This window comes from Streptomyces sp. NPDC042100 (assembly GCF_055582325.1).
Genome location: NZ_JBVJDK010000003.1, coordinates 29,341 through 55,267 on the forward strand (window position 1 = coordinate 29,341; position 25,927 = coordinate 55,267).

Sequence of the window (25,927 nt, forward strand, 5' to 3'; positions counted from 1 at the left end):
GACGCCTCGCCGGCACAGGAGGATCCGTGTTCCCGTTGGTTCCGTTGTCCTTCGCGCAGCAACGCCTCTGGTTCCTCAACCGCCTGGACCCGGACGCCTGGACCTACAACCTGCCCCTGGCGCTGCGCCTGGAGGGCCCCCTCGACACCGCCGCCCTGCGCGCCGCCCTCGGCGACCTGGTGGCCCGGCACGAGAGCCTGCGCACCGTCTTCCCCGAGACCGACGGCGAACCCCGCCAGCGGGTCCGCGAGCACGTCGAGCCCGACGCGTTCGTGACCGTGCTCGACGTCGGCCCGGACGGCCTCGCCGCCGACCTGGACCGGCTCGCCCGGCACACCTTCGACCTCACCGCCGACCTGCCGCTGCGGGTGTGGCTGCTGCGCGCGGGGGAGGAGGACCACACCCTGTACGTGGTGCTCCACCACATCGTCGGCGACGGCTGGTCCATGGCGCTGCTCGGCCGCGACCTCGGCACCGCCTACGCGGCCCGCCGGGCCGGCACCGCGCCCGACTGGGAGCCGCTGCCCGTCCAGTACGCCGACTACGCGCTGTGGCAGCGCGAGCTCCTCGACGGGCCCGACGGCGCCGAGCTGCTCGCCCACTGGACCGAGCGGCTCGCCGGACTCCCCGACGAGCTCCCGCTGCCCCTGGACCGCCCCCGGCCCGAGGTCTCCGGCGACGACGGCGCCGAGGTGCTGGCCGAGCTCCCCGCAGAGCTGCACGCCCGGCTGCTGCGGCTCGCCCGCGACGCCGACGCCTCCCTCTTCATGGTCGTGCACGCCGCCCTCGCCGCCCTCCTGACCCGGCTCGGCGCGGGCACCGACATCCCCCTCGGCACCATGGACGCGGGCCGCGCCGAGGAGGACCTGGAAGACCTCATCGGCTTCTTCGTCAACACCCTCGTGCTGCGCCTCGACACCGCCGGCGACCCCACCTTCCGCGAACTCCTCGGCCGGGCCCGCGCGGCCGACCTCGCCGCCCTCGCCCACCCCGAACTCCCCTTCGACCGGCTCGTCGAGGCCCTCAACCCCAGCCGCGCCCTCAACCGCCACCCGCTCTTCCAGGTCGCGCTGGTCCTCCAGAACAACGCCGCCGCCCGGTACGCCCTCGACGGACTCACCGTCACCGAGACCCGCAACCGAGCCGTCGCGGCCCACTTCGACCTCTCCGTCAGCTTCACCGACCGCTACGCCCCCGACGGCACCCCGCTCGGCCTCACCGCCCAACTCGTCCACCGCACCGAGCTCTTCGACCGGGACACCGTGACCGCCCTCGCCCAGCGCCTGGTCCGGATCCTCGAACAGGTCGTCGACGACCCCGACCGCACCCTCGGCGAACTCGACCTCCTCGACCCCCGCGAACGCCACGCCGTGCTGCACGCCTGGAACGGCGAGACCGGCCCCGAACCGGACACCGGCCTCGCCCGCGCCGTCGCCCTCCAGGCCGCCCGCACCCCCGCCGCGCCCGCCGTCACCGACCCGTCCGGCACCCTCGACTACGCCACCCTCGACCACCGCGGCGACCTGCTGGCCGGCCGCCTCACCCGGCTCGGCGTCACCGCCGAGACCCGGGTCGCCCTCCTCCAGCAGCGCTCCGCCGACCTGATCGTGGCGATGCTCGCCGTCCTCAAGGCCGGCGGCTGCTTCGTACCGCTGCCGCTGACCGCCCCCACCGACCGCCTCCTCGACATCATGGAGCGCTCCGGCGTCACCCTCCTCCTCACGGACGACACGCTGCACGCCCACGACGCGGCGACCGGCGCCGGACTGCCGACCCTGAACGTCACCGGCTTCCGCCCCGACGACGCCGACCGCGCGGCCGTCCCCGGCACCGACGCGCACCCCGACCAGGCCGCGTACATCATGTACACCTCCGGCTCCACCGGGACGCCCAAGGGCGTCGTCACCACCCAGCGCGGCGTCCTCGCCTTCGCCCGCGACCGCTGCTGGCAGGACCCCCGCCCGCGCCGCGCCCTGCTCCACTCCCCGCACGCCTTCGACGCCTCCACCTGCGAGATCTGGGTGCCGCTGCTCTCCGGCGGCGAGATCGTCGTGGCACCCCCCGGCGACGTCGACGGCGCCGTCGTCAAGGCCGCCGCCCTCACCGACGTCCTGCTCGTCTCCGGCCTCTTCCAGGTCATCGCCGAGGAGGACCCGGACTGCTTCGCCGGGCTGCGCGAGGTGATGACCGGCGGCGACGTCATCAGCTCCACCGCCGTCCGCGCCGTCCTGCGCCGCCACCCGGAGCTCCGGGTCCGCGCCACCTACGGCCCCACCGAACTCACCATGTGCTCCGTGCAGATGCCGCTCCACGACCCCGACGCGGTCCCCGACGCCGTGCCGCTCGGCCGGCCCATGGACGACACCGCCGTCTACCTCCTCGACGAGCGGCTGCGCCCCGTCCCCGTCGGCGTCGTCGGCGAGCTGTACGCGGCCGGAGCCGGACTCGCCCGAGGCTACGACGGACGCCCCGGACAGAGCGCCGAACGCTTCCTCGCCGACCCCTTCGGCCCGCCCGGCACCCGCATGTACCGCACCGGCGACCTCGCCCGCTGGCGCGCCGACGGCACCCTCGAATTCGCCGGACGCGCCGACGCCCAGGTGAAGATACGCGGCTTCCGCGTCGAACCCGGCGAGGTGGAGAGCGTCCTCGCGCGCCACCCGCACGTCGCCCAGGCCCACGTCCACGCCCGCGAGGACCGCCCCGGCGACAAGCGGCTCGTCGGCTACCTGGTGCCCGCCGTGCCCGAACCCGACCTCGCCGGCATCCGCGCCGCGGCCGCCTCCGTCCTGCCGCCCTACATGGTGCCCGCCGCCCTCGTCCCGCTCGCCCAGCTCCCCCTCACCCCCAACGGCAAGATCGACCGGCGCGCGCTGCCCGCCCCCGCGACGGACACCGCCGCCGGCGACCGCGTCGCCCCCCGCGACGACCGCGAACGCGCCCTGTGCGCCCTGTTCGCCGAAGTGCTCCAGCTCCCCGAGGTCGGCGTCCACGACGGCTTCTTCGCCCTCGGCGGCCACTCCCTGCTCGCCATCCGCCTGGTCAACCGCGTCCGCACCGCCCTCGGGGCCGAACTCGGCGTCGCCACCCTCTTCCAGGCGCCCACCGTCGCCGAGCTCGCCGCCCGGCTCGCCGCCCCCGACACCACCCGGCGCATCCCCGCCGCCCCGCGCACCGAGGCCATGCCGCTCTCCCACCAGCAGGAGGGCCTCTGGTTCCTCCACCAGCTCGACCCGGCCTCCCCGGTCTACAACGTGCCGCTCGCGCTGCGCCTGAACGGCCCCCTCGACCCCGAACGCCTCGCCCGCGCGCTGGCCCGCCTCGTCGGGCGCCACGAGAGCCTGCGCACCCGCTTCCTCGTCGCCGACGGCGCCCCCGTCCAGGTCACCGACCCCACCCCCGCCGACTGGCCGCTCCCCGTCACCCCGCTCCACCCCGACGAGCTCGCCGACACCCTGGCCCGCGCCGCGACCCGCCCCTTCGACCTCGCCGCCGACCCGCTGCTGCGCACCGAACTCCTGCGGCTCGGCCCCGCGGAGCACGTCCTCGTGCTCTGCGCCCACCACATCGTCGCCGACGGCTGGTCCGCCGGCGTCCTCCTCGACGAACTCGCCACCCTCTACACCACGCCCGGCACCACCCTGCCCGCCCTCGGCATCCAGCCCGCCGACCACGCCGTCTGGCAGCGCGCCCGGCTCGCCGACGCCGAACTCGACAAACAGCTCGACTACTGGCGCGAACGGCTCCACGCCCTGCCCCAGCTCGACTTCCCCGCCGACCACCCCCGCACCACCGCCGCCGCGCACCCCGGCGCCACCGCCGAACTCCACCTCCCCGACGGCCTCGGCACCGCCCTGCGCCGCCTCGCCGACACCGAACGCGGCTCGCTGCTCTCCGTCCTGATGGCCGGCTTCCTGCTGGTCCTCTCCCGCCACACCGGCCAGGACGACATCGGCATCGGCTCCGTCCTCTACGGCCGCGACCGCCCCGAACTCGAACCCCTCGTCGGCTACTTCGCGAACACCGTGGTGCTGCGCGCCGACACCTCGGGCGACCCCACCTTCCGCGAGCTCGTGCGCCGCTGCGAAGAGGCCGTCCGGGGCGCCGGCGAACACCAGGACCTCCCCTTCACCAGCCTCGTGGAGGAGCTGCGGCCGGCCCGCGAACCGGGCCGCAACCCGCTCTTCCAGATCAGCCTCACCCTGCACGCCGACGAGACCGAGGCCGCCGGACCCGCCTTCGGCCCGGTCACCGCCGAGGCCGTCCCCGTGGCCGGCCGGGTCGCCCGCTTCGACCTCGCCGCCCACGCCACCGTCACCGCCGACGGCGGACTGCGCCTCCAGGCCGAATACGCCACCGACCTCTACGAGGCCGGCCGGATCACCCGGCTCCTCGGCCACCTCGGCCGGGTCCTCACCCGCGCCGCCGCCGCCCCCGACGCCACCCTCGGCACCTTCACCCTCACCGGCCCCGAGGAGTCCGCCCTGCTGCGCGGCTGGAGCGCCGCCCGGCGCGAGGTCCCCGCCGAGGGATCGCTGTGGGATCTCTTCGCCGCCCAGGCCCGCCGCCGCCCCGACGCCGTCGCCGTCGTCGCCGGCGAGGAACGCGTCACCTACCGCGAACTCGCCCGCCGCGCCGAACGGCTGGCCGCCCGCCTCGCCGCGCGCGGCGTCACCCGAGGCGGCCTGGTCGGCCTGAGCCTCCACCGGGACGCCGACCTCGTCGTCGGCATCCTCGGCATCCTGCGCGCCGGCGCCGCGTACGTACCCCTGGACCCCGACCACCCGGCGCAGCGCCTCGCCTACATGGCCGCCGACGCGGGCCTGTCGGTCGTCGTCACCCGCACCGGCCTCGACGTGCCCGCCGAACCGCTCCTCCTGGACGCCGACACCGACGGCGAACTCCCCGTCCCGGCACCGGCCGCGACCGCCGCCGACCTCGCCTACCTCATCTACACCTCCGGCTCCACCGGCGCGCCCAAGGCCGTCACCGTCCCGCACGGACAGGTCGTCCGGCTGCTGCGGGCCACCGAGGAGTGGTACGGCTTCGACGAGCGGGACGTGTGGACGCTCTTCCACTCCTTCGCCTTCGACTTCTCCGTCTGGGAGCTGTGGGGCGCCCTCGCCCACGGCGGCCGGCTGGTCGTCGTACCGCAGTGGCAGACCCGCTCGCCCGAGGACTTCCACCGGCTGCTCGCCGAGGAGCGGGTCACCGTCCTCAACCAGACCCCGGCCGCCTTCCGGCAGCTCGTCGCCGCCGACGCGGAGCACCCCCGCGAACTCGCCCTGCGGTACGTGGTCTTCGGCGGCGACGCGCTGGACGTCGACGCCGTACGCCGCTGGTTCGACCGGCACGGCGAGGAGTACCCGCGCCTGGTCAACATGTACGGCATCACCGAGACCACCGTCCACGTCACCTACTGCCCGCTCACCCGCGAGCTGCTGCGCGACAACGCGAGCCCCATCGGCGAGCCCATCCCCGACCTCTCCCTGTGGGTCGTCGACAAGGCCGGGCAGCCCGCCCCCATCGGCGTCCCCGGCGAACTCCTCGTCGGCGGCGCCGGACTCTCCTGGGGCTATCTCGGCCAGCCCGGACTGAGCGCCCGCCGCTTCGTCGCCGACCGCTTCGGCGGCACCCCCGGCGCCCGGCTCTACCGCTCCGGCGACCTGGCCCGCCGCCGCGCCGACGGCGGCCTGGAGTACCTGGGCCGGATCGACCACCAGGTCAAGATCCGCGGCTTCCGCATCGAACTCGGCGAGGTGGAGGCCGTGCTGGCCGCCCACCCCCAGGTCGAGAACGCCTGCGTGACCGTGCGGGACGACCGGCTCGTCGGCTACCTGGTGCCCAGGACGGGCGCGCCCGGCGGCACCGGCATCGACGTGGCCGCGCTGCGCGCCCACCTCGCCGAGCGGCTGCCCGGCTACATGGTGCCCTCCGCCCTCGTCCCCGTGGAGCGCATCGCGCTCACCGGCAACGGCAAGGTCGACCGGGCCGCGCTGCCCGCCCCGGAGGCCGCCCGCGACGGCGCGTTCCTCGCCCCGCGCGACGCCACCGAACGCGCGGTCGCCGAGGTCTGGGCCGCGCTGCTCGGCACCGAGCGGATCGGCGTCCGCGACAGCTTCTTCGACCTCGGCGGCACTTCTCTCGACCTGACCCGGCTGCGCGCCGCGCTCCGCGACCGGCTCGGCGTCGAACTCGACATGCGCGACCTGTACTCGGCACCCACCGTGGAGATGACCGCCATGCTGCTCGAACCCTCCCGCACCGCCCGCACCCAGCCCTCCCCGCTGGTCCCGATCAAGGCATCCGGCAGCCGGCCCCCGCTGTTCCTGGTCCACGCCGTCGGCGGCTCCGTCGTGCCCTACCTGCCGCTGGCCCGGCTCGTCGACCCCGACCAGCCGCTGTACGGCCTGGAGGACCCGGGACTCGACGGCGGCCCCCTCACCGCGGACCTGGGCTCGCTCGCCGCCCGGTACGCCGACGCGATCCGCGCCGTCCAGCCGCACGGGCCCTACCACCTCGGCGGCTGGTCGCTGGGCGGCGTGGTCGCCGCCGAGATGGCCGCGCGGCTGACCGCCGAGGGCGAGACCACCGCCCTCGTCGTCATGCTGGACACCGGAATGCCCCCGTACCTCGGCGAGCGCCTGCCCGACCGGGCGGTGCTCCTCGGCGGCTTCGTCCACGACCTGGCCGGCCTCGCGGGCGTCCCGGCGCCCCCGTACGACGAGGCGGCGCTGCGCGGCCTGCCGCCGGAGCTCCAGGACGAGCGGCTGCTGGACCTGCTGGAGCGCGCCGGACTCGTCCCGGCCGGCATCCGCGAGGACATGCGCGAGCGGATCCGGGTCTTCGAGGCCAACACCCGCGCCCTGCTGTGCCACCGCCCCGGGCCGATCGACGCGCGCCTGGTGCTGCTCTCGGCGAAGCAGCAGCCGCACCGGCCGAAGACCCGGCCGTGGCGCGTCCTGGCCCGAGGCGGCTTCGAGTACCACACCGTCCCCGGCGACCACCACACCATGCTCCAGCAGCCCCACCTGACCGCCCTGGCGGAGAGCCTGCGCGGGGTGCTGGCCCGCCTGGTCCGCCCCTGACGCCCGCCCCGCCCGCGTACGCGCCGAGGCCCCGGCCGGTCCACCGGCCGGGGCCTCGGCGCGTCCGGGCGCGGTAGGTACGAGGCGGCGGCGCGTCCGGGTGCGGTCCCGCCCGGCCCCGTTCCCGTACCGCCCCCGCCGGGCACGCGAAGACGGCGGGAGCGGTGGTCCGCTCCCGCCGTCGTCCGGTCGGGTCCCGCCGGGCCGCCCCGGGGGTCAGCCCTCGCCCGGGGTCCCCCCGGGACCGGCCAGGCGGGCGGCGAAGTCCGCGAGGACCGGGTGCTCCAGCAGGACCCGGACCCGGACCGAGACGCCGAGGCGGCGGCGTACCGCGGCCACCACCTCCATCGCGGCCAGCGACTGGCCGCCCAGGGCGAAGAAGTCCGCGTCCGCCGTGACGGGGACGCCCAGCACCTCCTCCCAGATCGCGGCGAGCTCGCCGAGCTCGGGCGGCACCGAGGTGCCGGTGGCGTCGGCGGTGCCGCCGGTGCCGGCGGGGTCGGCCGTGTCCATGGTCGATCAGCTCCTTGACGGGATCACGCCGGGCTCAGCCGCACCGGCAGTCGGGTCAGTCCGTGGATGAAGTTGCCGGGGCTCCACTCCGGCTCCCCGGCCGGGGCGATCGCGCCGACCCGGCGGAGCAGCGCCGTCAGCAGCGCCGTCAGCTCCAGGCGCGCGACCCGGGACCCGACGCAGACGTGCGGGCCCCAGCCGAAGGCGAGGTGCCGGTTGGGCGTCCGGTCGGGCCGGAAGACGTCCGGGTCGGCGAAGACGGCCGGGTCGCGGTTGGCCGCGCAGATCCAGGCCGTCACCCGGTCACCGGGGCGCAGCGCGGTCCCGGCGACCGTCACGGGCCGCGTCACCGTCCGCAGCGCGTGCAGGCCGGGGCTGGTCCAGCGCAGGATCTCCTCGACCGTCGTCGGCAGCAGTCCGGGCCGCGCGCGCAGCGCCTCCCACAGCTCCGGGCGCTCGCCGAACACGAGCAGCGCCCCGGCCGCCGAGTAGCGCACGGTCTCGCTCGCGCCGGTCAGCACCCCGCTGCAGTTGAGGATCAGTTCGTCGTCGGTGAGGTCGCCGCCGGCCGCCAGCAGACCGCTGACCAGATCGTCGCCGGGGCGGGCCCGGCGCTCGGCGATCAGGTCCGCGAAGTAGCCGAAGATCTCGGCGTTGGCGTCCAGCCGGTCGATCGGGTCGGGGGAGTCCAGGCCGTCCGTGGTGAGCCGGCCGATCAGCGGCCAGTCCGCCCGGGGCAGGTCCATCATGGCGCAGATGACCTGGTTGGGCAGGAGCTGGGCCAGCCCGCCGACGGCGTCCAGGGTGACGGGGCCGCCGCCGGGCGGGCCGAGCGCCTCGTCCACCAGCTCGGTGACGCCGGCGACGATCCGGTCCTGCCAGCGGCGCAGCGCCGCCGGGGTGAAGGGCGCCCCCACCACGCGGCGGATGCGGCCGTGCCGCGGCGGGTCGCTGACCACCATCATCCGGTCGGCGACCCGTTCGGCCGCCTCGCCCGAGCCGCCGAGCCGGATCCCGGCCCGGGAGCTGAAGACGGCCGGGTCGCCCAGGACGGCGAGGACGTCGTCGTACCGCGCGGCCACCCAGAATCCGGGCCCTTCGGGCTCCGGGTGCCAGGTCAGGCCGGGCCGTTCGCGGACGGCGGCCAGCAGGCCGGGGAACCGGTGTCCGGAGAAGACGTCCGGCGCGAGCAGGTCGATGTCCATCGCCGCTCAGCGCGCCTCGATGACGGAGAAGGGCGAGCCCGGGATGGGCAGCACCCGGTGCAGCGCGTAGCCGGCGGCCTCCAGGATCCGGCGGAAGCCGGCCCGGTCGCGCTCCCGGCCGCCGGTGAGCACCATCATGCCGAGGTCGCTCCAGTGGCTGACGTGCCCGGCGCCGTCCTCCGGCACCAGCATCTCGATGACCAGCAGCCGGCCCCCGGCGGGCAGCGCCCGGCGGCTGGACCGCAGGATCTCCACCGCCTGGGCGTCGGTCCAGTCGTGCAGCACGCTGCACAGCAGATGGGTGTCGGCGCCGGTGGGCACCGAGGCGAAGAAGTCCCCGGCCACCGGGCGGCAACCGGGCACCCCGCCGCGCAGGTTCACCTCCTCGATCACCGAGGGGCGGTCGAAGAGCACGCCGTCCGCGTGCGGGGCGACGGCGAGGATCTCGCCGAGGAGGAAGCCGTCGGCGCCGCCGATGTCCATGATGACGCGCGCGTCGGACCAGTCGACGGCCCCGGCGGCCTGCCGGTAGAGCCGTCCGGTGCGCTCCCGCATCCGGCGCAGGAAGGCCAGGTTCTCGCCGCGCCGGGTGTTCTTGACGCCGAAGAAGCCGCCGTCGCCGTCGTTCCCGGCACCGTCGCCGAACGAGGCGGTGCCGGTGCGGAAGGTGTCGGTGGCCCGCAGCCAGGCCAGCGGGCTCTCCGCGTTGACCAGCGACGCGGAGAGGCTGTCCGGGTGGTCCCGGCGCAGCCGCGCGCCGAGCGCGGTCAGCCGGAAGCCGCCCTCCCGGTCGCCGGCGAAGAACCCGGCGGGGGCGAGGGCGGCCAGCAGCCGGCCCAGGGCGTCGGGGTCGGCGTCGATCAGCTCCGCGGTCTTGGCCACGGGCTGGGCGCTCGCGGGGTCCAGCACGTCGGCGACGCCGAGCTCGACGGCGATCCGCAGGGCGTGCGGCAGGACCGCGACCATGCTGTCGTCGACGAGCGTGAGGTAGTCCCGCACGATCGGGTCGGTGGCCTCGACGGCCTCGGCTCTCTCCGCTCTGGGCCTGTTCGCGGGACTCCCGGGACTCTCGGGGTGCCCGGGGTGCTCCGTGTTCTCCGTGAGCTCGGTGAGCTCGGTGAGCTCCGTGCTCTCCGTGCTCTCCGTGAGCTCCGTGAGCTCCGTGGCGAGGGTGCTCCCGGCCGTCGTCTCGGCGGATTCCGTGTACGTGGTGGTCATCGTCAGCCCTTTTCCGGGGGTCGGTACGCGCAGCAGTTCGGTCACGGCACGGTGGTCGACCTTGCCGTTGGCGTTGAGGGGGAGTGCGTCCAGCCGACGCACCACGTCGGGCACCAGATGGCCGGGCAGCCGGTCGCGCAACTCGGCGCGCAGCCGGTCGGGTTCGGCGTCTCCGGTGAAGGCCAGCGCGAGGCGCTCGTAGGCGCCGCCGCCTCGGCCGGGCAGCGCCACCGCGACGCAGTCGCGCACCCCGCCCCGCGCCGTGGCGCGGCTCTCCACCTCGCCGAGCTCCACCCGGTAGCCGCGGATCTTCACCTGCCGGTCGGCCCGGCCCAGGAAGTGCAGCACCCCCTCGGCGTCGCGCTCCGCGCGGTCGCCGGTGCGGTAGACCCGCGTCGGCACCCCGTCGGGCTCGATGGTGACGAACACCTCGGCGGTGCGCTCCGGGGCGTTGAGATAGCCGTCGGCGAGGCCCGCGCCGGAGACGCAGAGCTCGCCGTCGACGAGGTGGATCCCGGTGCCGGGCGCCGGGCGGCCGATGGGCACGCCGTGCGGCAGCGCGCAGTCCTCGGGGCTGATCCGGTGCATGGTGGCGAAGGCGAAGCTCTCCACCGGTCCGTAGCAGTTGACGACGGTCGTGCCGGGGTGCGCCAGCAGCAGCTCGCGGACGGGGCCCGGCGACAGGCGTTCCCCGCCGATGAACATCAGGTCCACGCCCCGGAAGCAGTCCGGGTCCAGCCGCACCAGCAGGTTCACCACGGAGGCGACCAGCACCAGGGTGTTCACCCCGTGCCGCTCGACGAGCTCGCGCAGGGCGTCGGGCAGCAGGTGGTCCTCCTCGGGCAGCACCACGGTGCCGCCCCGGCTGAGCATCCCCCACAGTTCGAGTCCGCAGGCGTCCCAGCCGACCGGGGCGAGCTGCGGCAGCGTGCGCCCGGGGCCGAAGGCCGCCAGCGGGCCGCCGTCGAAGAGCCGCAGCACCGCCCGGTGCGGGGTCACCACCCCCTTCGGGGCGCCGGTCGAGCCGGAGGTGAAGAAGACGCAGGCCGGGGCCTCGGGCCCGAGCTCCGCCGGGACCGGCCGAGGCGCGGCCACCGGCGTCGCCGGCGGGGTCCAGCAGGGGGCGCCGGCGAGCGGGGTGTCCGTGACGAACAGCTCCGCGTCCAGCAGGCGCAGCAGCTCGCGGACCCGTTCGTCGGGCCACTTCACGTCGATGGGGCAGTAGGCCGCGCCGGTCTTCAGCACGGCCAGCAGGAGGGTCACCATCCGCGCCGAGCGCGCGACGCGGACCGGGACCAGGCTGCCCGGTCCCACCCCCGCGGCGGCCAGGGCGGCGGCGTGCGAATCCGCCGCCGCGACCAGTTCGGAATAGGTGACGGGGCCGTTTTCGTCAATCAGAGCAATATGGTCGCCGTATTCTGCCGCGCGTTCGTCGAGTGCCTTGTGAATCAGCACGTACCGCTCCTTGTCCGCAGCTTCGATCCGTCGCATACTCACCTGCCGCCCTGGCCCGCGCAACCCCTATGAACCCCATAGCGAACCCCCCTGTACCCAAGGGCGAGAAGGCGGGTTCCGCACCATTCGGCGGCTGGCACGGACTTCCGTTGACATTCTTCCGAGGCCGTCCGTAGCTTTTCGGCGTCGCGGTACCGGGATCTGAACAATTCTTGTTCCCGACGTCGAAACCGATTATCGAGCCTTGGGGGAATTCAATGTCGTCCGGACCCCAGACCAGAAATCAGCACGCCGTCGACGCCGAGATCGACCACATCACCCTCTCCGTCGGCGACGCCCACGCCAGGGCCGCCGAGTTCGTGGAGCGCTACGGCTTCGAGGTGATCGCCGCCGGCGAGACCCCGGAGTTCACCGCCGTGGCGGTGGGCCGGCGGGACACCGTCCTGCTGCTCCTCCAGGGGCGCGTCGACTCCCATCCGGCCAGCCTCTACACCGCCCGGCACGGCGACGGCGTCAGCGACATCGCGTTGCGCGTCGCCGCACCGGACCCCACGGTGCTCGACGCCTTCGGCGACGTCACCCACAGCTTCGTGCACCGGCCCGAGGGCGAGCCCTGGTCGCTGCCCGGCATCACACCGGTGCCCGCCGACGGCGCCGACCGGGGCGCCGACGGCGCCTCCGGGACGCTGTCCCGGCACCTCCTGAGCGTGGACCACATCGCGGTCTGCCTGGAGAACGGCGCACTCGACCGCACCGTCGAGGCCTACCGTCGCAGCCTGGGCTGGCAGGTGGTCTTCGAGGAGGACATCCACGTCGGCGCGCAGGCCATGCAGTCCAAGGTGGTGCAGAGCCCGAACGGGGGCGTGACGCTCACGCTGATCCAGCCGATGAGCGGCGCCGCCCCGGGCCAGATCGACGACTTCCTGAAGAAGCACGGCGGCGCCGGTGTGCAGCACCTCGCCTTCGCCGTGCCGGACATCGTGGACGCCGTCGCCGACCTCGGCACCGCCGGCGTGCGCTTCCTGTCCACGCCCGACACCTACTACGAGGACCTGGGCGAGCGCCTCGGGGACTCCGGCTACGCGGTCGAGGAGCTGCGCAAGTACAGCATCCTCGCCGACCGGGACCACGACGGCGAGCTGTTCCAGATCTTCACCCGCTCCGAGCACCCGCGCCGCACCCTCTTCATGGAGATCATCGAGCGGCGCGGCGCCACCACCTTCGGCAGCAACAACATCCGCAAGCTGTACGAGGCCGTCGAACGGCAGGACCTGCTGTGACCGGCGGGCCGGGCGTCCTCACGGGCGAACCGCTCACCCTCGACGACGTCGAGGACCGGGCCCGTGCCGTACTGCCCCCCGAGGTCTACGACTTCGTCGCGGGCGGCAGCGGCGCCGAGTCCACGCTGCTCGCCAACCGAGGCGCCTTCGACCGGTGCCACCTGGTGCCCCGGGTCCTCAACGGGGTGGAGCACGCCGACACCTCGGTGACCCTGCTGGGGGCGCCGGCCTCGATGCCCGTCGCCGTGGCGCCGATGGCCTTCCACGCCATGGTGCACCCCGACGGCGAGCCGGCCGTGGCCCGCGCGGCCCGCGCGGCCGGGGTCCCGTTCACCGCGGCGACCCTGGCGAGCCGGCTGCTGGACGAGCTCGCCCCCGCCGGGGGAGAGACGTACCTCCAGCTGTACTGGCTGCGCGACCGGGACCGCACCGCGTGGCTGATCGCGGAGGCCGAGCGGCTGGGCGCCCGCGCCCTGATCCTCACCGTGGACGTCCCCTTCATGGGGCGGCGGCTGCGGGACCTGCGCAACGGCTTCACCGTCCCGGCGCACGCCGCCCCGGCGAACCTGTCGGACACCCAGCGCGGCGCCGGACAGAGCGTCGGCGGCCACGCCGCCTCGGTGATCGACCCCACGCTGTCCTGGGCCGACCTGGAGTGGGTGCGCGGCCGGACCCGGCTTCCGCTCGTCCTCAAGGGGGTCCTCGACCCGGCGGACGCGCGGCGCGCGGTGGAACTCGGCGCCGACGGCCTCGTGGTGTCCAACCACGGCGGACGGCAGCTCGACGGCGCCGTGCCCAGCCTGACGGCGCTCCCGGCGATCCGGGACGCGGTCGGCGACGACTGCGAACTGCTGCTCGACAGCGGGGTGCGCAGCGGCACGGACGTGCTGCGCGCCCTCGCCCTCGGCGCCTCCGGGGTGCTGCTCGGCCGGCCGGTCCTGTGGGGGCTGGCCGCCGGCGGCGAGGCCGGGGTGGCCGGGACGCTGGAGCTGCTGCGGACCGAACTGGAGGTGTCGATGGCCCTCGCCGGCGCGCCCCACGTGGCCGCGGCCCGACGCCTCGGCGTGCGCTGGGCACCGTGCCCGGACGAACGGGAGGGAACATGACCGAGGCGTCCCGCGCCTCGACGGCACGACCGGGGACGGTGCTGGACCTGGCCGGGCTGCACGGCTCGCTGTCCGATCCGGCGCTGCTGTCGATGAACCTGCTCAACGAGGTGTCCGAACGCTACCCGGACGCGGTCTCCTTCGCGGCCGGCCGGCCCGACCCCGGCGGCTTCGCCGTCGAGGACGTGCACCGCTATCTGCGCGCCTGGACCGGGCACGTCACCGGCACCGAGGGCGCCGCCACCGCCCGCAACCGGCTCTACCAGTACGGCAGGACGAAGGGCGTCATCCAGGACCTGGTCGCCCGCAACCTCGCGGCCGACGAGTCCATCGACGTCGACCCGGAGTCGATCCTGGTCACCGTCGGCTGCCAGGAGGCGATGGTCCTGGTGCTGCGCGCGCTGCGCGCCGACGACCGGGACGTGCTGCTCGCCACCGACCCCGCGTACGTGGGGATCACCGGCGCCGCCCGCCTGGTCGACCTGCCGGTCGTGCCGGTCGGCAGCGGCACCGGCGGCATCGACCTGGACGACCTGGCGGCCACGGTGCGCGGCGCCCGCGAGGCCGGACTGCGGCCCCGGGCCTGCTACCTGGTGCCCGACTTCGCCAACCCGACCGGGCTCAGCCTCGACGTGCCGACCCGGCACCGGCTGCTCGACCTGGCCGCGGAGCTCGACATCCTGATCATCGAGGACAACCCGTACGGCTTCTTCGGCGGCGGCGCGGCCCCCCGGCCGACGCTCAAGTCGCTGGACACCGGGAACCGGGTCGTCTACCTCGGCTCGTACGCCAAGACCGCCCTGCCCGGCGCCCGCATCGGCTTCGTCGTCGCGGACCAGCCGGTCGTCCGGGACGGCACGGCGGCCGGCATCCTCGCCGACGAGCTCTCGAAGATCAAGAGCATGATGACGGTCAACACCCCGCCGATCGCCCAGGCGGTCATCGGCGGCATGTTGCTGGAGCACGACTTCGCCCTGCGCGAGGCCAACCGGGACGCCACCGCCCGCTACGGCGAGCGGCTGGACCACCTGCTCGACGGCCTCGCGCGACGCTTCCCCGCCCCGTCGCCGGTCCGCTGGAACCGGCCCGACGGCGGATTCTTCCTGGTCGTCACGGTCCCGTTCGTCGCCGACGACGACCTGCTCGCCTACTCGGCCAAGCGGCACAAGGTCATCTGGACGCCGATGCACCACTTCTACGCGGCGGGGGGCGGACTGCGGCAGCTGAGGCTGTCCATCAGCTCGCTCACCCCGGAGAAGATCGACCTCGGTCTGGACCGGTTCGCTTCGCTGGTGACCGACCTTCTGGAGAGGACCTGAAACCATGAGAGCGCTGACGGTAAACGAGCGGATCGTCTCGGACGACACCGACGCCTACGTGATCGCGGAGATCGGCCACAACCACGAGGGCGAGCTCGCCAAGGCGGAGGAACTCATCCGCCAGGCCGCCGCGGCCGGGGCCAGTGCGGTCAAACTGCAGAAGCGGGACAACCGCTCCCTCTACACCCGGGAGATGTACGACTCCCCGTACACCGGGCGCAACAGCTTCGGCCCCACCTACGGGGCGCACCGCGAGTTCCTGGAGTTCGGCCGCGCCGAGTACACCCATCTCCAGCAGCTCTCCGCGGAGTTGGGCGTCGACTTCTTCGCCACCGCCTTCGACTTCGCCAGCGTGGACTTCCTCGCCGAACTCGGGGTGCCCGCCATCAAGATCGCCTCCGGGGACGTCCGCAACACCCCGCTGCTCGCCTACGCGGCGAAGGCCGGCAAGCCGCTGATCGTCAGCACCGGCGGCGCCGACATGGAGACGGTCCGCCGCGCCTGCGGCACCATCCTGCCCATCAACCCCGAGCTCGCGCTGCTCCAGTGCACGGCGACGTACCCCGCCCAGCCGGAGGAGCTGAACCTGGCGGTGCTCGGCACCTACCGGGACGAGTTCCCCGACACCGTGATCGGCTACTCCGGCCACGACCTCGGCCCCTGGGCCGCGTGGACCGCCTACGCGCTGGGCGCCCGGGTGGTGGAGAAGCACGTCACCCTCGACCGCACCCGGCCCGGCAGCGACCACAAGTTCTCGCTGGAGCAGGACGACATCGCGGAACTCGTCGACGGACTGCGCCGGGTGCGCCGCTCGCTCGGCAGCCCCGACAAGCAGGTCCTCGCGGCCGAGCGGCCCGCCGTCCTCAAGATGGGCAAGAAGCTGGTCGCCCAGCGCGACCTGCCGGCCGGGCACCGCCTCACCCTGGAGGACGTGGCCATCAAGTCACCGGGCGACGGGCTCACCCCCGACCGGCTCGCCGACGTCGTCGGCCGCCGCCTGCGCGGCGCCCTGGCCGCCGACGCCGACATCGTCCTCGACGAACTGGTGGACGGCGATGCCGGCCGCGACTGACCTGACCGGCTCGGTCGCCGTCGTCACCGGCGTCTGCGGGCGGCTCGGCCCGGTCTGGGTGGACGCCCTGCTCGGCGCCGGTGCCGACGTCGTCGGCCTCGACGTGCGCGACACCGAGGGGCCCGAGCTGCGGGCGGTCGTGGAGGCCCACGACCCGAAGCGCTTCCTGCACCTGGTCGCGGACGTCACCGACACCGGCAGCCTGCGCCGGGCGCTCGACACCTGCCTGGAGCGGGCCGGCGAGCCGGCCGTCCTCGTCAACAACGCGGGCATCGACAGCCCGCCGTCCGCCGACGGCGGCGGCCGGCTCTTCGAGGACGTCCCGGACGAGGCGTCCGGCGCCGTGCTCGACGTCAACGCCCACGGGACGCTGCGGATGTGCCAGGTCTTCGGCTCCCGGATGGCCCGCAACGGTGCCGGCTCCGTCGTCAACATCGGCTCCATGTACGGCTCCCTCGCCCCCGACCCGCGGATGTACGCCCACCTGCCGGTCGACCCGCCGTTCCTGAAGCCGCCCGCCTACGGCATGTCCAAGGCCGGCGTCGCCGCCCTCACCCGCTACCTCGCGGCGCTGTGGGGACCGGCCGGGGTCCGGGTGAACACCCTGTCGCCCGGCGGGGTGCTCGGCGCCCAGGACCCCGTCTTCCGGGAGAAGTTCGACGCCCGCGTCCCGCTGCGGCGGATGGCCCGCGCCGAGGACCTGACCGGACCGCTGCTGTTCCTCGCCTCCGACCTGAGCCGCTACGTCACCGGCACCGAACTCGCCGTGGACGGCGGGTTCGGCTGCTGGTGACCCCCACCCCTCCCCGAGGAGAAGCCATGGACAGGCCCCTGGCCTGGATCCCGCGCGCCGAGTTCACGCGCGTCCTCGGCCACGTCGCCGACCCGCACGAGCGGGCCCTCGCCTTCTCGGCGATGTGCCGGATCAACACCCTCTACATGATCACCCGCGCCGGATCGGGCCACATCGGCTCCAGCTTCAGCGCCGCCGACATCGTCAGCCGGCTGCTGCTGGAGGAGCTCGACCGGCCCTTCGAGGCCGACGGAGACGTCTACTTCTCCTCCAAGGGGCACGACGCGCCCGGACTGTACGCCGCCATGATCGGCCTCGGGCTGCTCGACGAGGACCTGCTGCACCGGCTGCGCCGCATCGACGGACTGCCCGGACACCCCGACGTGGGCACCCCCGGGATGCTCTTCAACACCGGCTCCCTCGGCATGGGCATCTCCAAGGCCAAGGGCCTGGTCCTCGCCCACCGGCTCACCGGCCGGAGCTCCCGCGTCGTCGTCATGACCGGCGACGGCGAGCTCCAGGAGGGCCAGAACTGGGAGGCGCTGCCCAGCGCCGCCCGCCACGGCATGGGCGAGCTCACCGTCGTCGTCGACCACAACCGGCTCCAGTCCGACACCTACGTCACCGACGTCAGCGACCTCGGCGACCTCGCGGGCAAGTTCACCGCCGCCGGATGGGGCGTGCTGCGCTGCGACGGACACGACCCCCGGCGGCTCGCCGAGGCCTTCGCCCGCCGCGCCGCCGACCACCCCGACCGGCCCGTCGTGATCATCGCGGACACCGTCAAGGGCGGCGGCTGCGCCACCTTCGCCGCCACCTCGATGGCACCCGGCGAATGGCGCTACCGCCACCACAGCGGCGCCCCGAGCCCCGCCGACCACGACACCGCCTACCGGGAGCTCCTGGACACCGCCGACGGCGTCCTCCGCGCGAGCGGCCTGGACCCGCTGCGGCCCGTGGAACTGACCCTCGACCTGCCGCCGAAGCCGCCCGCGGTCCGGCTGCCCGAGGTGTACGGGCGGCTGCTCACCGAGGCGGCCCACGAGGACCCCCGGATCGTCGCCCTCGACGGCGACCTGGTCCTCGACACCGGCCTGATCCCCTTCCGCGAGACGCACCCCGACCGCTTCGTCGAATGCGGCATCGCCGAACAGGACATGGTCTCCATGGCCGGCGGACTCGCCGCGGGCGGACTGCGCCCCTTCGTGCACTCCTTCTCCTGCTTCCTCCACTCCCGCCCCAACGAGCACATCTACAACAACGCCACCGAGGGGCGGCCGGTGGTCTACGTCGGCTCGCTCGCCGGACTGCTGCCCGCCGCGCCCGGCCACTCCCACCAGGCCGTCCGCGACGTCTCCGCGCTCTCCGGCGTCCCCGGCCTCGCCATCCTGGAGCCCTCCCACCCGGCCCAGCTCGCCGCCGCCCTCGACCACTGCCGCACCACCCCGGACAGCGTCTACCTGCGCCTGTCCAGCCAGCCCGTGCCGCCCGAGCTCGCCGAACTGCCGCCCGCCCCGCTGGAGGTCGGCCGAGGCCGGGTGCTGCGGCCCGGCGGCCCCGTCGTCGCCCTCGGCGCCGGACCCGTCGTCCTCGCCCAGCTCCTCGGCGCCGCCGGACTGCTCGCGGCCCGGGGCGTCGAACTGACCGTCGTCGACCTGCCCTGGCACAACCGGATCGACCCCGAATGGCTCGGCAAACTCCTCGCCGGCGTCCGGCACGTGTACGTCGTCGAGCACCAGTACGGGCACGGCGGCCAGGCCGACCTGATCGCCCGCCGCCTCCTGGAGTCCGGCACCGCCGACGGCACCGCCTTCCGCGGCATCGGCCTCACCGAGGTGCCCCGCTGCGGCACCGAGGCCGAAGTCCTCGCCGCCCACGGCCTGGACGCCGCCCACCTCGCCCAGCTCATCGGCGCCGACGTCCTCGACGCCGCGCCCGCACCCACCCACTGACGGGAGAACCACCGTGGAGACCGTCCGCAACGCACTCGACCGGCCGCCCCTGGAGATCGTCGAGGGCTTCCGCGCCGTCCTCGCCGAGTACAGCCCGAGCTGCCTGGTCACCGACGCGCGCCGCCGGGTCGGCGCCATCGGCGGGCTGCTGCCCGTCAAGCACCACCACAAGATCGCCGGACCGGCGCTCACCGTGAACCTCTCCATCGACGACCTGGTCGACTGCATGCCGGTCCTGGTCCAGGCCCAGCCCGGCGACGTCATCGTCGTCGCCTGCCACGAGACCACCCGCACCGCGATGTGGGGCGGCCTGATGTCCACCCTCTCGAAGCAGATCGGCATCGCCGCCGGCGTCGTCGACGGCGCCGTCCGCGACGTCGACGAGATCCGCGACCTGGACTTCCCCGTCTGGTACCGCAGCACCGTCCCGCGCCCCTCGCCCACCGCCGTCCACGACCGCACCGAGCCCGTCCAGGTCAACGTGCCCGTGGTCGTCGACGGCCAGGTCATCAACCCCGGGGACATCGTCGTCGCCGACGAGAACGGGATCGCCGTCGTCCCCAAGGACGACGCCGCCGCCGTCCTGGAGCGCACCCGGATGAACATCGACCGCGAGCGCGTCATCCGCGACAAGATCAGTTCCGGCCTCTCCGTCGCCGAACTCATCGCCGAGTTCGGGCACCTGTGATGCGGGTCTACCTCACCGGCGCGGACGGGATGCTCGGCACCGCCCTGCGGCACGAGCTCGCGAGCCGCCCGGAGACCGCCGACTGGCCCGTCCACGGGGTCTCCCTCGCCGACTTCGACATCGGCGACGCCGCCGCCGTCCGCGCCTCCATCGACGCCTTCCGCCCCGACGTCGTCGTGCACACCGCCGCCAACGCGGTCGTCGACTCCTGCGAACGCGACCCGGCCCTGGCCCTGCGCGTCAACGTCGGCGGCACCCGCCACGTCGCCGAGGCCTGCCGCCGCCACGGCAGCCGGCTGATCTACATCTCCAGCGACTACGTCTTCGACGGCCGGGCCCCCGGCCCGGCCGGCTACAACGAGGACGACATCCCCGCCCCGGTCAGCGTCTACGGCCTGAGCAAACTCGCCGGCGAGCGGATCGTCGAGGCCGTCCCCGACCACCTCGTGGTGCGCACCTCCTGGCTCTACGGCGGCACCGACCCGCGCCTCGACCAGGTCCTCGCCGCCGCCCGTGAGTTCCTGGACGGCGGCCGGCCCCGCCTGATCGACGACCAGTTCAGCAGCCCCACGTACATCCCCGACCTGGCCTCCGCGCTGGTCCGGCTGCTCCCCGGCGCCCTCGCCGTGCGCGGTCTGCTGCACATCGCGGGCCGCGGCCGGGCGAGCTGGTACCAGGTCGGCCTCGCCCTCGCCGAACGGCTCGGCACCGCCCACCCGGTGCCCATGTCCATGGCCGAGGCCGGCTTCGTCGGCGGCCGGCCGCGCGACTCCCGCCTGGACAGCACCCGCGCCGCGGCCTTCGTCCACGCGATGCCGCACTGGACCGACGCCCTCTCCCGCTACTGCGCCCTGCTCACCTCGGGCGACCGAGGGGCGGTGAGCCGCTGATGCCCGTCCCGTTCCTGCTGCTCGACTTCGACGGCGTCGTCTGCGACACCGAACGCGCCGCGCTGCTCGCCTGGCAGGACCTGTACGACCGGCTCGGCGTGCCCTTCGACCCCGGGGTACGGGCCGGGATGACCGGCAACTCGGCCGGGGCGCGCCTCGCCCTGGCCGACCTCGCCGGCCGCCTCGGCCGCCCGGTCACCGCCGAAGAGTGGGCCTGGCAGCGGGAACGGCGGGCCGTGCGGTGCTCCGCCGCCCCCGCCAGGCCCGGCCTGGAGCCGCTGCTGGCGGGCGCCCGGGGCGCCGCGATCGTCTCCAGCAGCCCGTACGCCTGGGTGGCGGACCACCTCGGGCGGCTCGGGCTGCGCGACCGCTTCGCCTTCCTGGTCACCGGCGACGACACCGACCGGCACAAACCCGCGCCGGACCTGTACCTGCTCGCCCTGGACCGCGCCGGCCTGGCCGCCGCCGAGGCGCTCGCCGTCGAGGACTCCCCGACCGGGGTCCGCGCCGCCCTGGCCGCCGGACTGCGCTGCGTGGCCGTGCCCTGGGAACCCGCCGGTGCCGCCGCGCTGGCCGCCGCCGACGCGGTGCTCCCCGGCCTGGACGCACTGGACCCGCGGCGCTACCAGCACAACGAGGTGTGACATGGACATCACCGTCAGCACGGCGGGCGCGGCGAACGCGGCCGGCCCGGAGATCACGGCGGACAACGCCCTGACGGAGCTCTCCCGGCACGTCCTGATGGACGGCCTGGACCTGGTCCTCGACCTGGAACGCAGCCGAGGCAGCACCCTCGTCGACGCGCGCGGCGGCGAGGAGTACCTGGACCTGCTCACGTTCTACGGCTCGCTGCCGCTCGGCATGAACCACCCCGGCATGGCCGACGACCCCGCCTTCCTGACCGAACTCACCCGGGCCGCCCTGCACAAGGTCACCAACTCCGACATCTACACCGTGCAGTACGCCCGCTTCGCCGCCACCTTCCGCCGGGTGCTCGGCGACCCCCGGCTGCCGCACCTGTTCTTCATCGACGGCGGCGCCCTCGCCGTCGAGAACGCCCTCAAGGTCGCCTTCGACTGGCGGGCCCAGCGCCCCGGCGCCGACCCGGCCGCGCCCCTCGAAGTCCTCCACATGGAGGGCGCCTTCCACGGCCGCAGCGGCTACACCCTGAGCCTCACCAACACCTCGCCCACCGTCACCGCCCGCTACCCGGCCTGGGACTGGCCCCGCGTCCCGCTGCCCGTCCCCGGCGCCGAACGCGAGGCCGTCGACGCCGCCCGGCGCCACCTCACCGAGCGGGCCGGCCGCATCGCCTGCTTCGTCGCCGAACCCGTCCAGGGCGCCGGCGGCGACCGGCACCTCGGCCGCGAGTTCCTGCTGCGGATGCAGGAGCTCTGCCACGACCACGACGTCCTGTTCGTCCTCGACGAGGTGCAGACCGGCTGCGGACTGTCCGGCGCGCCCTGGACGTACCAGCGGCTCGGACTCGAACCGGACGTCGTGGCCTTCGGCAAGAAGACCCAGGTGTGCGGCCTGATGGCGGGCGGCCGGGTGGACCAGGTGCCCGAGGGGGCGCTGGCCGTGCCCGACCGGCTCGGCTCCACCTGGGGCGGCAACACCGCCGACATGGTGCGGGCCACCCGGGTCCTGGAGATCATCGAACGGGACGGGCTCATGGCCGCCGCCGACACCACCGGCGCCCACCTCGGCCGCCTCCTCGCCGACCTGGCCGCCGCCCACCCCGCCCTGGTGCGCGACGTCCGGGGACTCGGCCTGATGTGGGCCTTCGACCTGCCCGACCCGGCGACCCGCGACGAGGTCCTGAAGCGGCTGCGTCAACGCCACCGGGTGCTGCTGCTGCCCGGCGGCCCGCGCGCCGTGCGGTTCCGCCCCGCCCTCACCGTCGGGACCGAGGAGCTCGACAAGGGCGTCGCCGCCCTGGACACGGTGCTGACCTCGCTCGACGTGCGGTGAACGGCCCCCGGGGCCTCCGGGGCAAGGGGACATAGGGGTTGTCAGCACCGGGCCGCGCGACAAGAATTCGGGCGGCTCTCTATTTCACCGGCAATTGAGGAGTGCGAAGGTCATGAGCAATCCGTTCGAGGACGAAGACGCCTCCTACCGCGTTCTGGTCAATGCGGAGGAGCAGTATTCCCTGTGGCCGGATTTCGCCGAGGTCCCGGCCGGCTGGACCGTCGCCCTGCCCACCACCACCCGCCAGGCCTGCCTGGACTACGTGAACGAGCACTGGGTGGACATGCGGCCCAAGAGCCTCGTCGAGGCGATGAGCCAGACCGGCTGACACCCGCTCCGCACCGCCAGGGACCCCGCGGCAAGGCCGCGGGGTCCCTGGCCGCGTTCTCCCGGAAACACCCCCCGCCCTCATCGATAGCGCGCTGATAGCCGCTCGATGAGCACGGCGGGAAACATGGGCCGCCTCGGCGACGGCAGGGGAGGAGTTCACGGTGGAACTGGTGGAGCGCGAAGCACCGTTGGCGCTGTTGACCGCACTGTCCGAACGGACGGGGGAGGGCCAAGGGCGCGCCGTCCTGGTCTCCGGACCGGTCGCGGCGGGCAAGAGCGTCCTGATACACCACTTCGCCGATCGGGCCCCGAGCCTGGGGCTGCTCCCGCTCACGGCCCTGGCCTCGGCGGACGAACGGCACCTGCCCCTCGGCGTCGTCCGGCAGCTCGTGGACGAGGCCCCGTTCGACGAGGCGGACCGGGCCCGGGCCGTCGCCCTCGTCGAGGAGGGCGTGCACGCCGCCCGGCACCGCACCGGCGCGGCCGGCCCCGGGCTCGACCCCGCGATCGTCCACGGACTCTGCGCCCTCCTCCTGGAGCTGGCCGAACGCCACCCGCTCTACCTCGCCGTCGACGACGTCGAACAGGCCGACCAGGCGTCCCTGACCTGCCTGGCCTACCTGGCCCGGCGCCTCAACAACGCCCGGGTGCTCGCCGTCTTCACCCACGGCGGCCACGGCTGCGACACCGACTTCCGCTTCGCCGCCGACCTGCTGCGCCAGCCCAACTGCCACCGCGCCGAGGTCACCCCGCTCTCCCCGGCCGGGGTGCGCCGGCTCATCGCCCAGCACCTCGGCGACGCCGTCGCGGAGGAGCGCGCCGCCGACTGGCACGCCTACAGCGGCGGCAACCCGCTCCTCGTCGAGGCCCTGGTCCGCGACCACCTCGGCGGCGGCGAGGCCGGACCGCGCTACCGCGAGGCCGTCCTGTCCTGCCTGCGCCGCAGCTGCCCGGACATGATCACGGCGCTCGACGGCTATCTCGTCCTCGGCGAACTCGACCACCTCGACGGCCTGGTGGACCTCGGCCCGGCCCGTACCACCGAGGCGGTGCACGCGCTCATCGCCGGCGGACTGCTCACCATGGACGGCTTCCGGCACGAGGCCGCCCGCGCCGCCGTCACCGGCGCCGCCGACCCCGAGGAGCTCTCCCGGCTGCACGCCCGCGCCGCCGTCCTCGCCCACGAGCGCGGCGCCGGCACCGACGTGGTGGCCGAGCACCTGCGGGGCGCCGGCGGCGGCGTCCTGGAGGAGCCCTGGGCACTGCCCGCGCTGGAGGACGCCGCCGCGCACGCCCTGCGCGACGGCGCCGCCGACCGCGCGGTCGAGTGCCTCCGGCTGGCCCGCGCCGTCTGCACCGACCCGCAGCGCCGCTCCCGCCTCACCGCCGCCCTGATCCGCGCCGAGTGGAGCATCAACCCCGGCGTGTCCAGCGGCCGCCTCGGCGAACTCGTCGAAGCCATGCGCAAGGGCTGCCTGCGCGGCGCCGACGCCCTCACCCTGGCCCGTGCGCTGCTCTGGCACGGGCGCTTCGAACAGGCCCAGGAGGTCCTCGGACACCTCGCCGGGGCCGGCCAGCCCGCCGACCCGGAGACCGCCACCGAACTCCAGATCACCCGGCGCAGGCTCCGCCACACCTACCCCTCCTTCCTGCCCGCGCTCGGCCCCCGCTCCGCCGCCGGACGGCCCCCCACCCACTCGGTCAGCGCCGACCGGCGGCTCCAGGCGGTCTCCGCGCTGGCCGCCGTGCTCGGCGAGGGCCCGAACCACGAGGCCGTCGGCATCGCCCAGCGGGTGCTCCACGGCACCCGGCCCGACGAGCTGTCCACCGAGACCGTCGAGAGCGCCCTGCTCGCCCTCGCCTACAGCGGCCGGGCCGAACGGGCCGCCGCCTGGTGCGACCTCTTCCTGGACCGGATGCGGTCCCGCCACACCCCCAGCAGGCGGGCCAGACTCGGCGCCGTACGGGCCGAGATAGCCCTGCGCCGCGGCGACCTGAGCGACGCCCGGCGCCACGCCACCGAGGCCCTCGCCCTGCTCCCCGCCATCAGCTGGGGGGTCACCGTCGGCGCCCCGCTCAGCACCCTCGTCCTCGCCACCACCGCCATGGGCCGCTACGACGAGGCCCAGGCCCACCTGGACCACCGTGTCCCGGACGCCATGTTCGAGACCCGCTACGGGATGCACTACCTGTACGCCAGGGCCCGCTTCGGACTCGCCACCGGCTACCTGGAGATGGCCCTGGAGGACCTGCGCCGCTGCGGCGCCAGGCTCGCCCAGTGGGGCATGGACACCCCCGGCCTGATCCCCTGGCGCACCGACGCGGCAGAGGTCTACCTGGGCCTCGGCCGCCCCGAGGACGCCCGGCGGCTGCTCGCCGAGCAGCAGGCCAGGTTCACCTTCATGCCGAGCCGGGTCCGCGGCACCGCGAGCCGGGTCCTCGCCGGGGCCAGCGCCCCCGCGCACCGGCCGGCCCTGCTGCGGCAGGCCGCCGAACTGCTCCAGTCCGACGACGGCGACCGCTACGAACTCGCCCTCGCCTTCGCCGACCTGGCCCGCGCCTACCGCACCCTCGGCGAGTTCCGCCGGGCCGCGGCCGCCGAGCGCCGCGCCGTGATCGTGGCCGCCGACTGCCACGCCGAGGCGCTGGTGCGCGGCCTCGCCGTGGAGAGCGCCACCGCCCTGCCCACCCCCGCCGACGGCGGCGACGGCCTCACCGAGGCCGAGCGCCGGGTGGCCTCGATGGCCGCCGTCGGCTGCTCCAACCGGGAGATCGCCGAGGGCCTGCACGTCACCGTCAGCACCGTCGAGCAGCATCTGACCCGGACCTACCGGAAGCTGCGCATCAGCCGCCGCGCCGACCTTCCGCCGCTGCTGGGCGGGCCGGCCGCGGGGGACCTCACCGACGCGCGGCGGCGCTGACGGCGGGCCCGCCTCCCGGCCCGCAGCCCGGCCCGGTCCCCCCGGCCACTTCCGGCACACCGCTCACTGGACAGACCCGATCGGGTTAGGTAGATATGGTGTTGCTGCGCGTAGCTGACCGGC

The 25,927-nt window shown here is 74.8% G+C and carries 16 protein-coding genes; 13 read left to right on the top strand and 3 right to left on the bottom strand.

What is annotated here, in order from left to right:
* The first annotated feature begins 26 nt into the window (after positions 1–26).
* Positions 27–7,088, top strand: coding sequence for an amino acid adenylation domain-containing protein (locus ACZ6J5_RS07620; protein WP_469388746.1), 7,062 nt, complete (start codon positions 27–29; stop codon positions 7,086–7,088).
* A gap of 216 nt (positions 7,089–7,304) precedes the next feature.
* On the opposite strand, the gene ACZ6J5_RS07625 is transcribed toward ACZ6J5_RS07620, so the two are convergent.
* Genes ACZ6J5_RS07625 through ACZ6J5_RS07635 form a run of 3 tightly spaced genes read right to left on the bottom strand, consistent with a single transcriptional unit; the run spans position 7,305 to position 11,479 of the window.
* Positions 7,305–7,601 carry a phosphopantetheine-binding protein gene (locus tag ACZ6J5_RS07625; protein WP_469388748.1) on the bottom strand — a complete coding sequence of 99 codons (297 nt, stop codon included), beginning with the start codon at positions 7,599–7,601 and terminating at the stop codon, positions 7,305–7,307.
* A 23-nt stretch (positions 7,602–7,624) separates the two neighbouring features.
* Positions 7,625–8,806 (bottom strand): cytochrome P450, encoded by a 1,182-nt coding sequence (locus tag ACZ6J5_RS07630; protein ID WP_469388750.1) that lies wholly within the window; start codon positions 8,804–8,806, stop codon positions 7,625–7,627.
* A 6-nt stretch (positions 8,807–8,812) separates the two neighbouring features.
* A complete protein-coding gene (locus ACZ6J5_RS07635) occupies positions 8,813–11,479 on the bottom strand; it encodes an AMP-binding protein (protein WP_469388752.1) in 2,667 nt (888 codons plus the stop codon).
* Positions 11,480–11,736: 257 nt separating this feature from the next.
* Here ACZ6J5_RS07635 and ACZ6J5_RS07640 point away from each other — a divergent pair, with 257 nt between their 5' ends.
* From ACZ6J5_RS07640 to ACZ6J5_RS07695, 12 genes are all read left to right on the top strand, one after another.
* Entirely contained in the window at positions 11,737–12,759 is a 1,023-nt protein-coding gene (locus tag ACZ6J5_RS07640) for a VOC family protein (protein ID WP_469388754.1), read from the top strand.
* Positions 12,756–13,865 carry an alpha-hydroxy acid oxidase gene (locus ACZ6J5_RS07645; RefSeq protein ID WP_469388756.1) on the top strand — a complete coding sequence of 370 codons (1,110 nt, stop codon included), beginning with the start codon at positions 12,756–12,758 and terminating at the stop codon, positions 13,863–13,865. The genes ACZ6J5_RS07640 and ACZ6J5_RS07645 overlap by 4 nt, the downstream gene beginning before the upstream one ends.
* Positions 13,862–15,184 (top strand): aminotransferase-like domain-containing protein, encoded by a 1,323-nt coding sequence (locus ACZ6J5_RS07650; protein WP_469388759.1) that lies wholly within the window; start codon positions 13,862–13,864, stop codon positions 15,182–15,184. Before ACZ6J5_RS07645 ends, ACZ6J5_RS07650 begins: the two co-directional genes overlap by 4 nt.
* Before the next feature lie 4 nt (positions 15,185–15,188).
* On the top strand, positions 15,189–16,256 hold the full coding sequence (locus ACZ6J5_RS07655) for an N-acetylneuraminate synthase family protein (RefSeq protein ID WP_469388761.1): 1,068 nt from the start codon (positions 15,189–15,191) through the stop codon (positions 16,254–16,256).
* A complete protein-coding gene (locus ACZ6J5_RS07660; protein ID WP_469388763.1) occupies positions 16,240–17,049 on the top strand; it encodes an SDR family oxidoreductase in 810 nt (269 codons plus the stop codon). Before ACZ6J5_RS07655 ends, ACZ6J5_RS07660 begins: the two co-directional genes overlap by 17 nt.
* 26 nt (positions 17,050–17,075) lie before the next feature.
* Positions 17,076–19,001: a transketolase C-terminal domain-containing protein gene (locus tag ACZ6J5_RS07665; protein ID WP_469388765.1), complete on the top strand. Its 1,926-nt coding sequence runs from the start codon at positions 17,076–17,078 to the stop codon at positions 18,999–19,001.
* 13 nt (positions 19,002–19,014) lie between these two features.
* On the top strand, positions 19,015–19,689 hold the full coding sequence (locus ACZ6J5_RS07670; protein ID WP_469388768.1) for an RraA family protein: 675 nt from the start codon (positions 19,015–19,017) through the stop codon (positions 19,687–19,689).
* The gene (gene rfbD / locus ACZ6J5_RS07675; RefSeq protein WP_469388770.1) at positions 19,689–20,579 is read left to right on the top strand and encodes a dTDP-4-dehydrorhamnose reductase; all 891 of its coding nucleotides are present in this window, start codon (positions 19,689–19,691) and stop codon (positions 20,577–20,579) included. The genes ACZ6J5_RS07670 and rfbD overlap by 1 nt, the downstream gene beginning before the upstream one ends.
* On the top strand, positions 20,579–21,223 hold the full coding sequence (locus tag ACZ6J5_RS07680; protein ID WP_469388772.1) for an HAD family hydrolase: 645 nt from the start codon (positions 20,579–20,581) through the stop codon (positions 21,221–21,223). The genes rfbD and ACZ6J5_RS07680 overlap by 1 nt, the downstream gene beginning before the upstream one ends.
* Before the next feature lies 1 nt (position 21,224).
* The gene (lat, locus tag ACZ6J5_RS07685) at positions 21,225–22,553 is read left to right on the top strand and encodes an L-lysine 6-transaminase (RefSeq protein ID WP_469388774.1); all 1,329 of its coding nucleotides are present in this window, start codon (positions 21,225–21,227) and stop codon (positions 22,551–22,553) included.
* Between the two features lie 112 nt (positions 22,554–22,665).
* A complete protein-coding gene (locus tag ACZ6J5_RS07690) occupies positions 22,666–22,881 on the top strand; it encodes an MbtH family protein (protein WP_469388776.1) in 216 nt (71 codons plus the stop codon).
* 172 nt (positions 22,882–23,053) lie between these two features.
* A complete protein-coding gene (locus tag ACZ6J5_RS07695; RefSeq protein WP_469389612.1) occupies positions 23,054–25,804 on the top strand; it encodes an AAA family ATPase in 2,751 nt (916 codons plus the stop codon).
* Positions 25,805–25,927 lie beyond the last annotated feature (123 nt).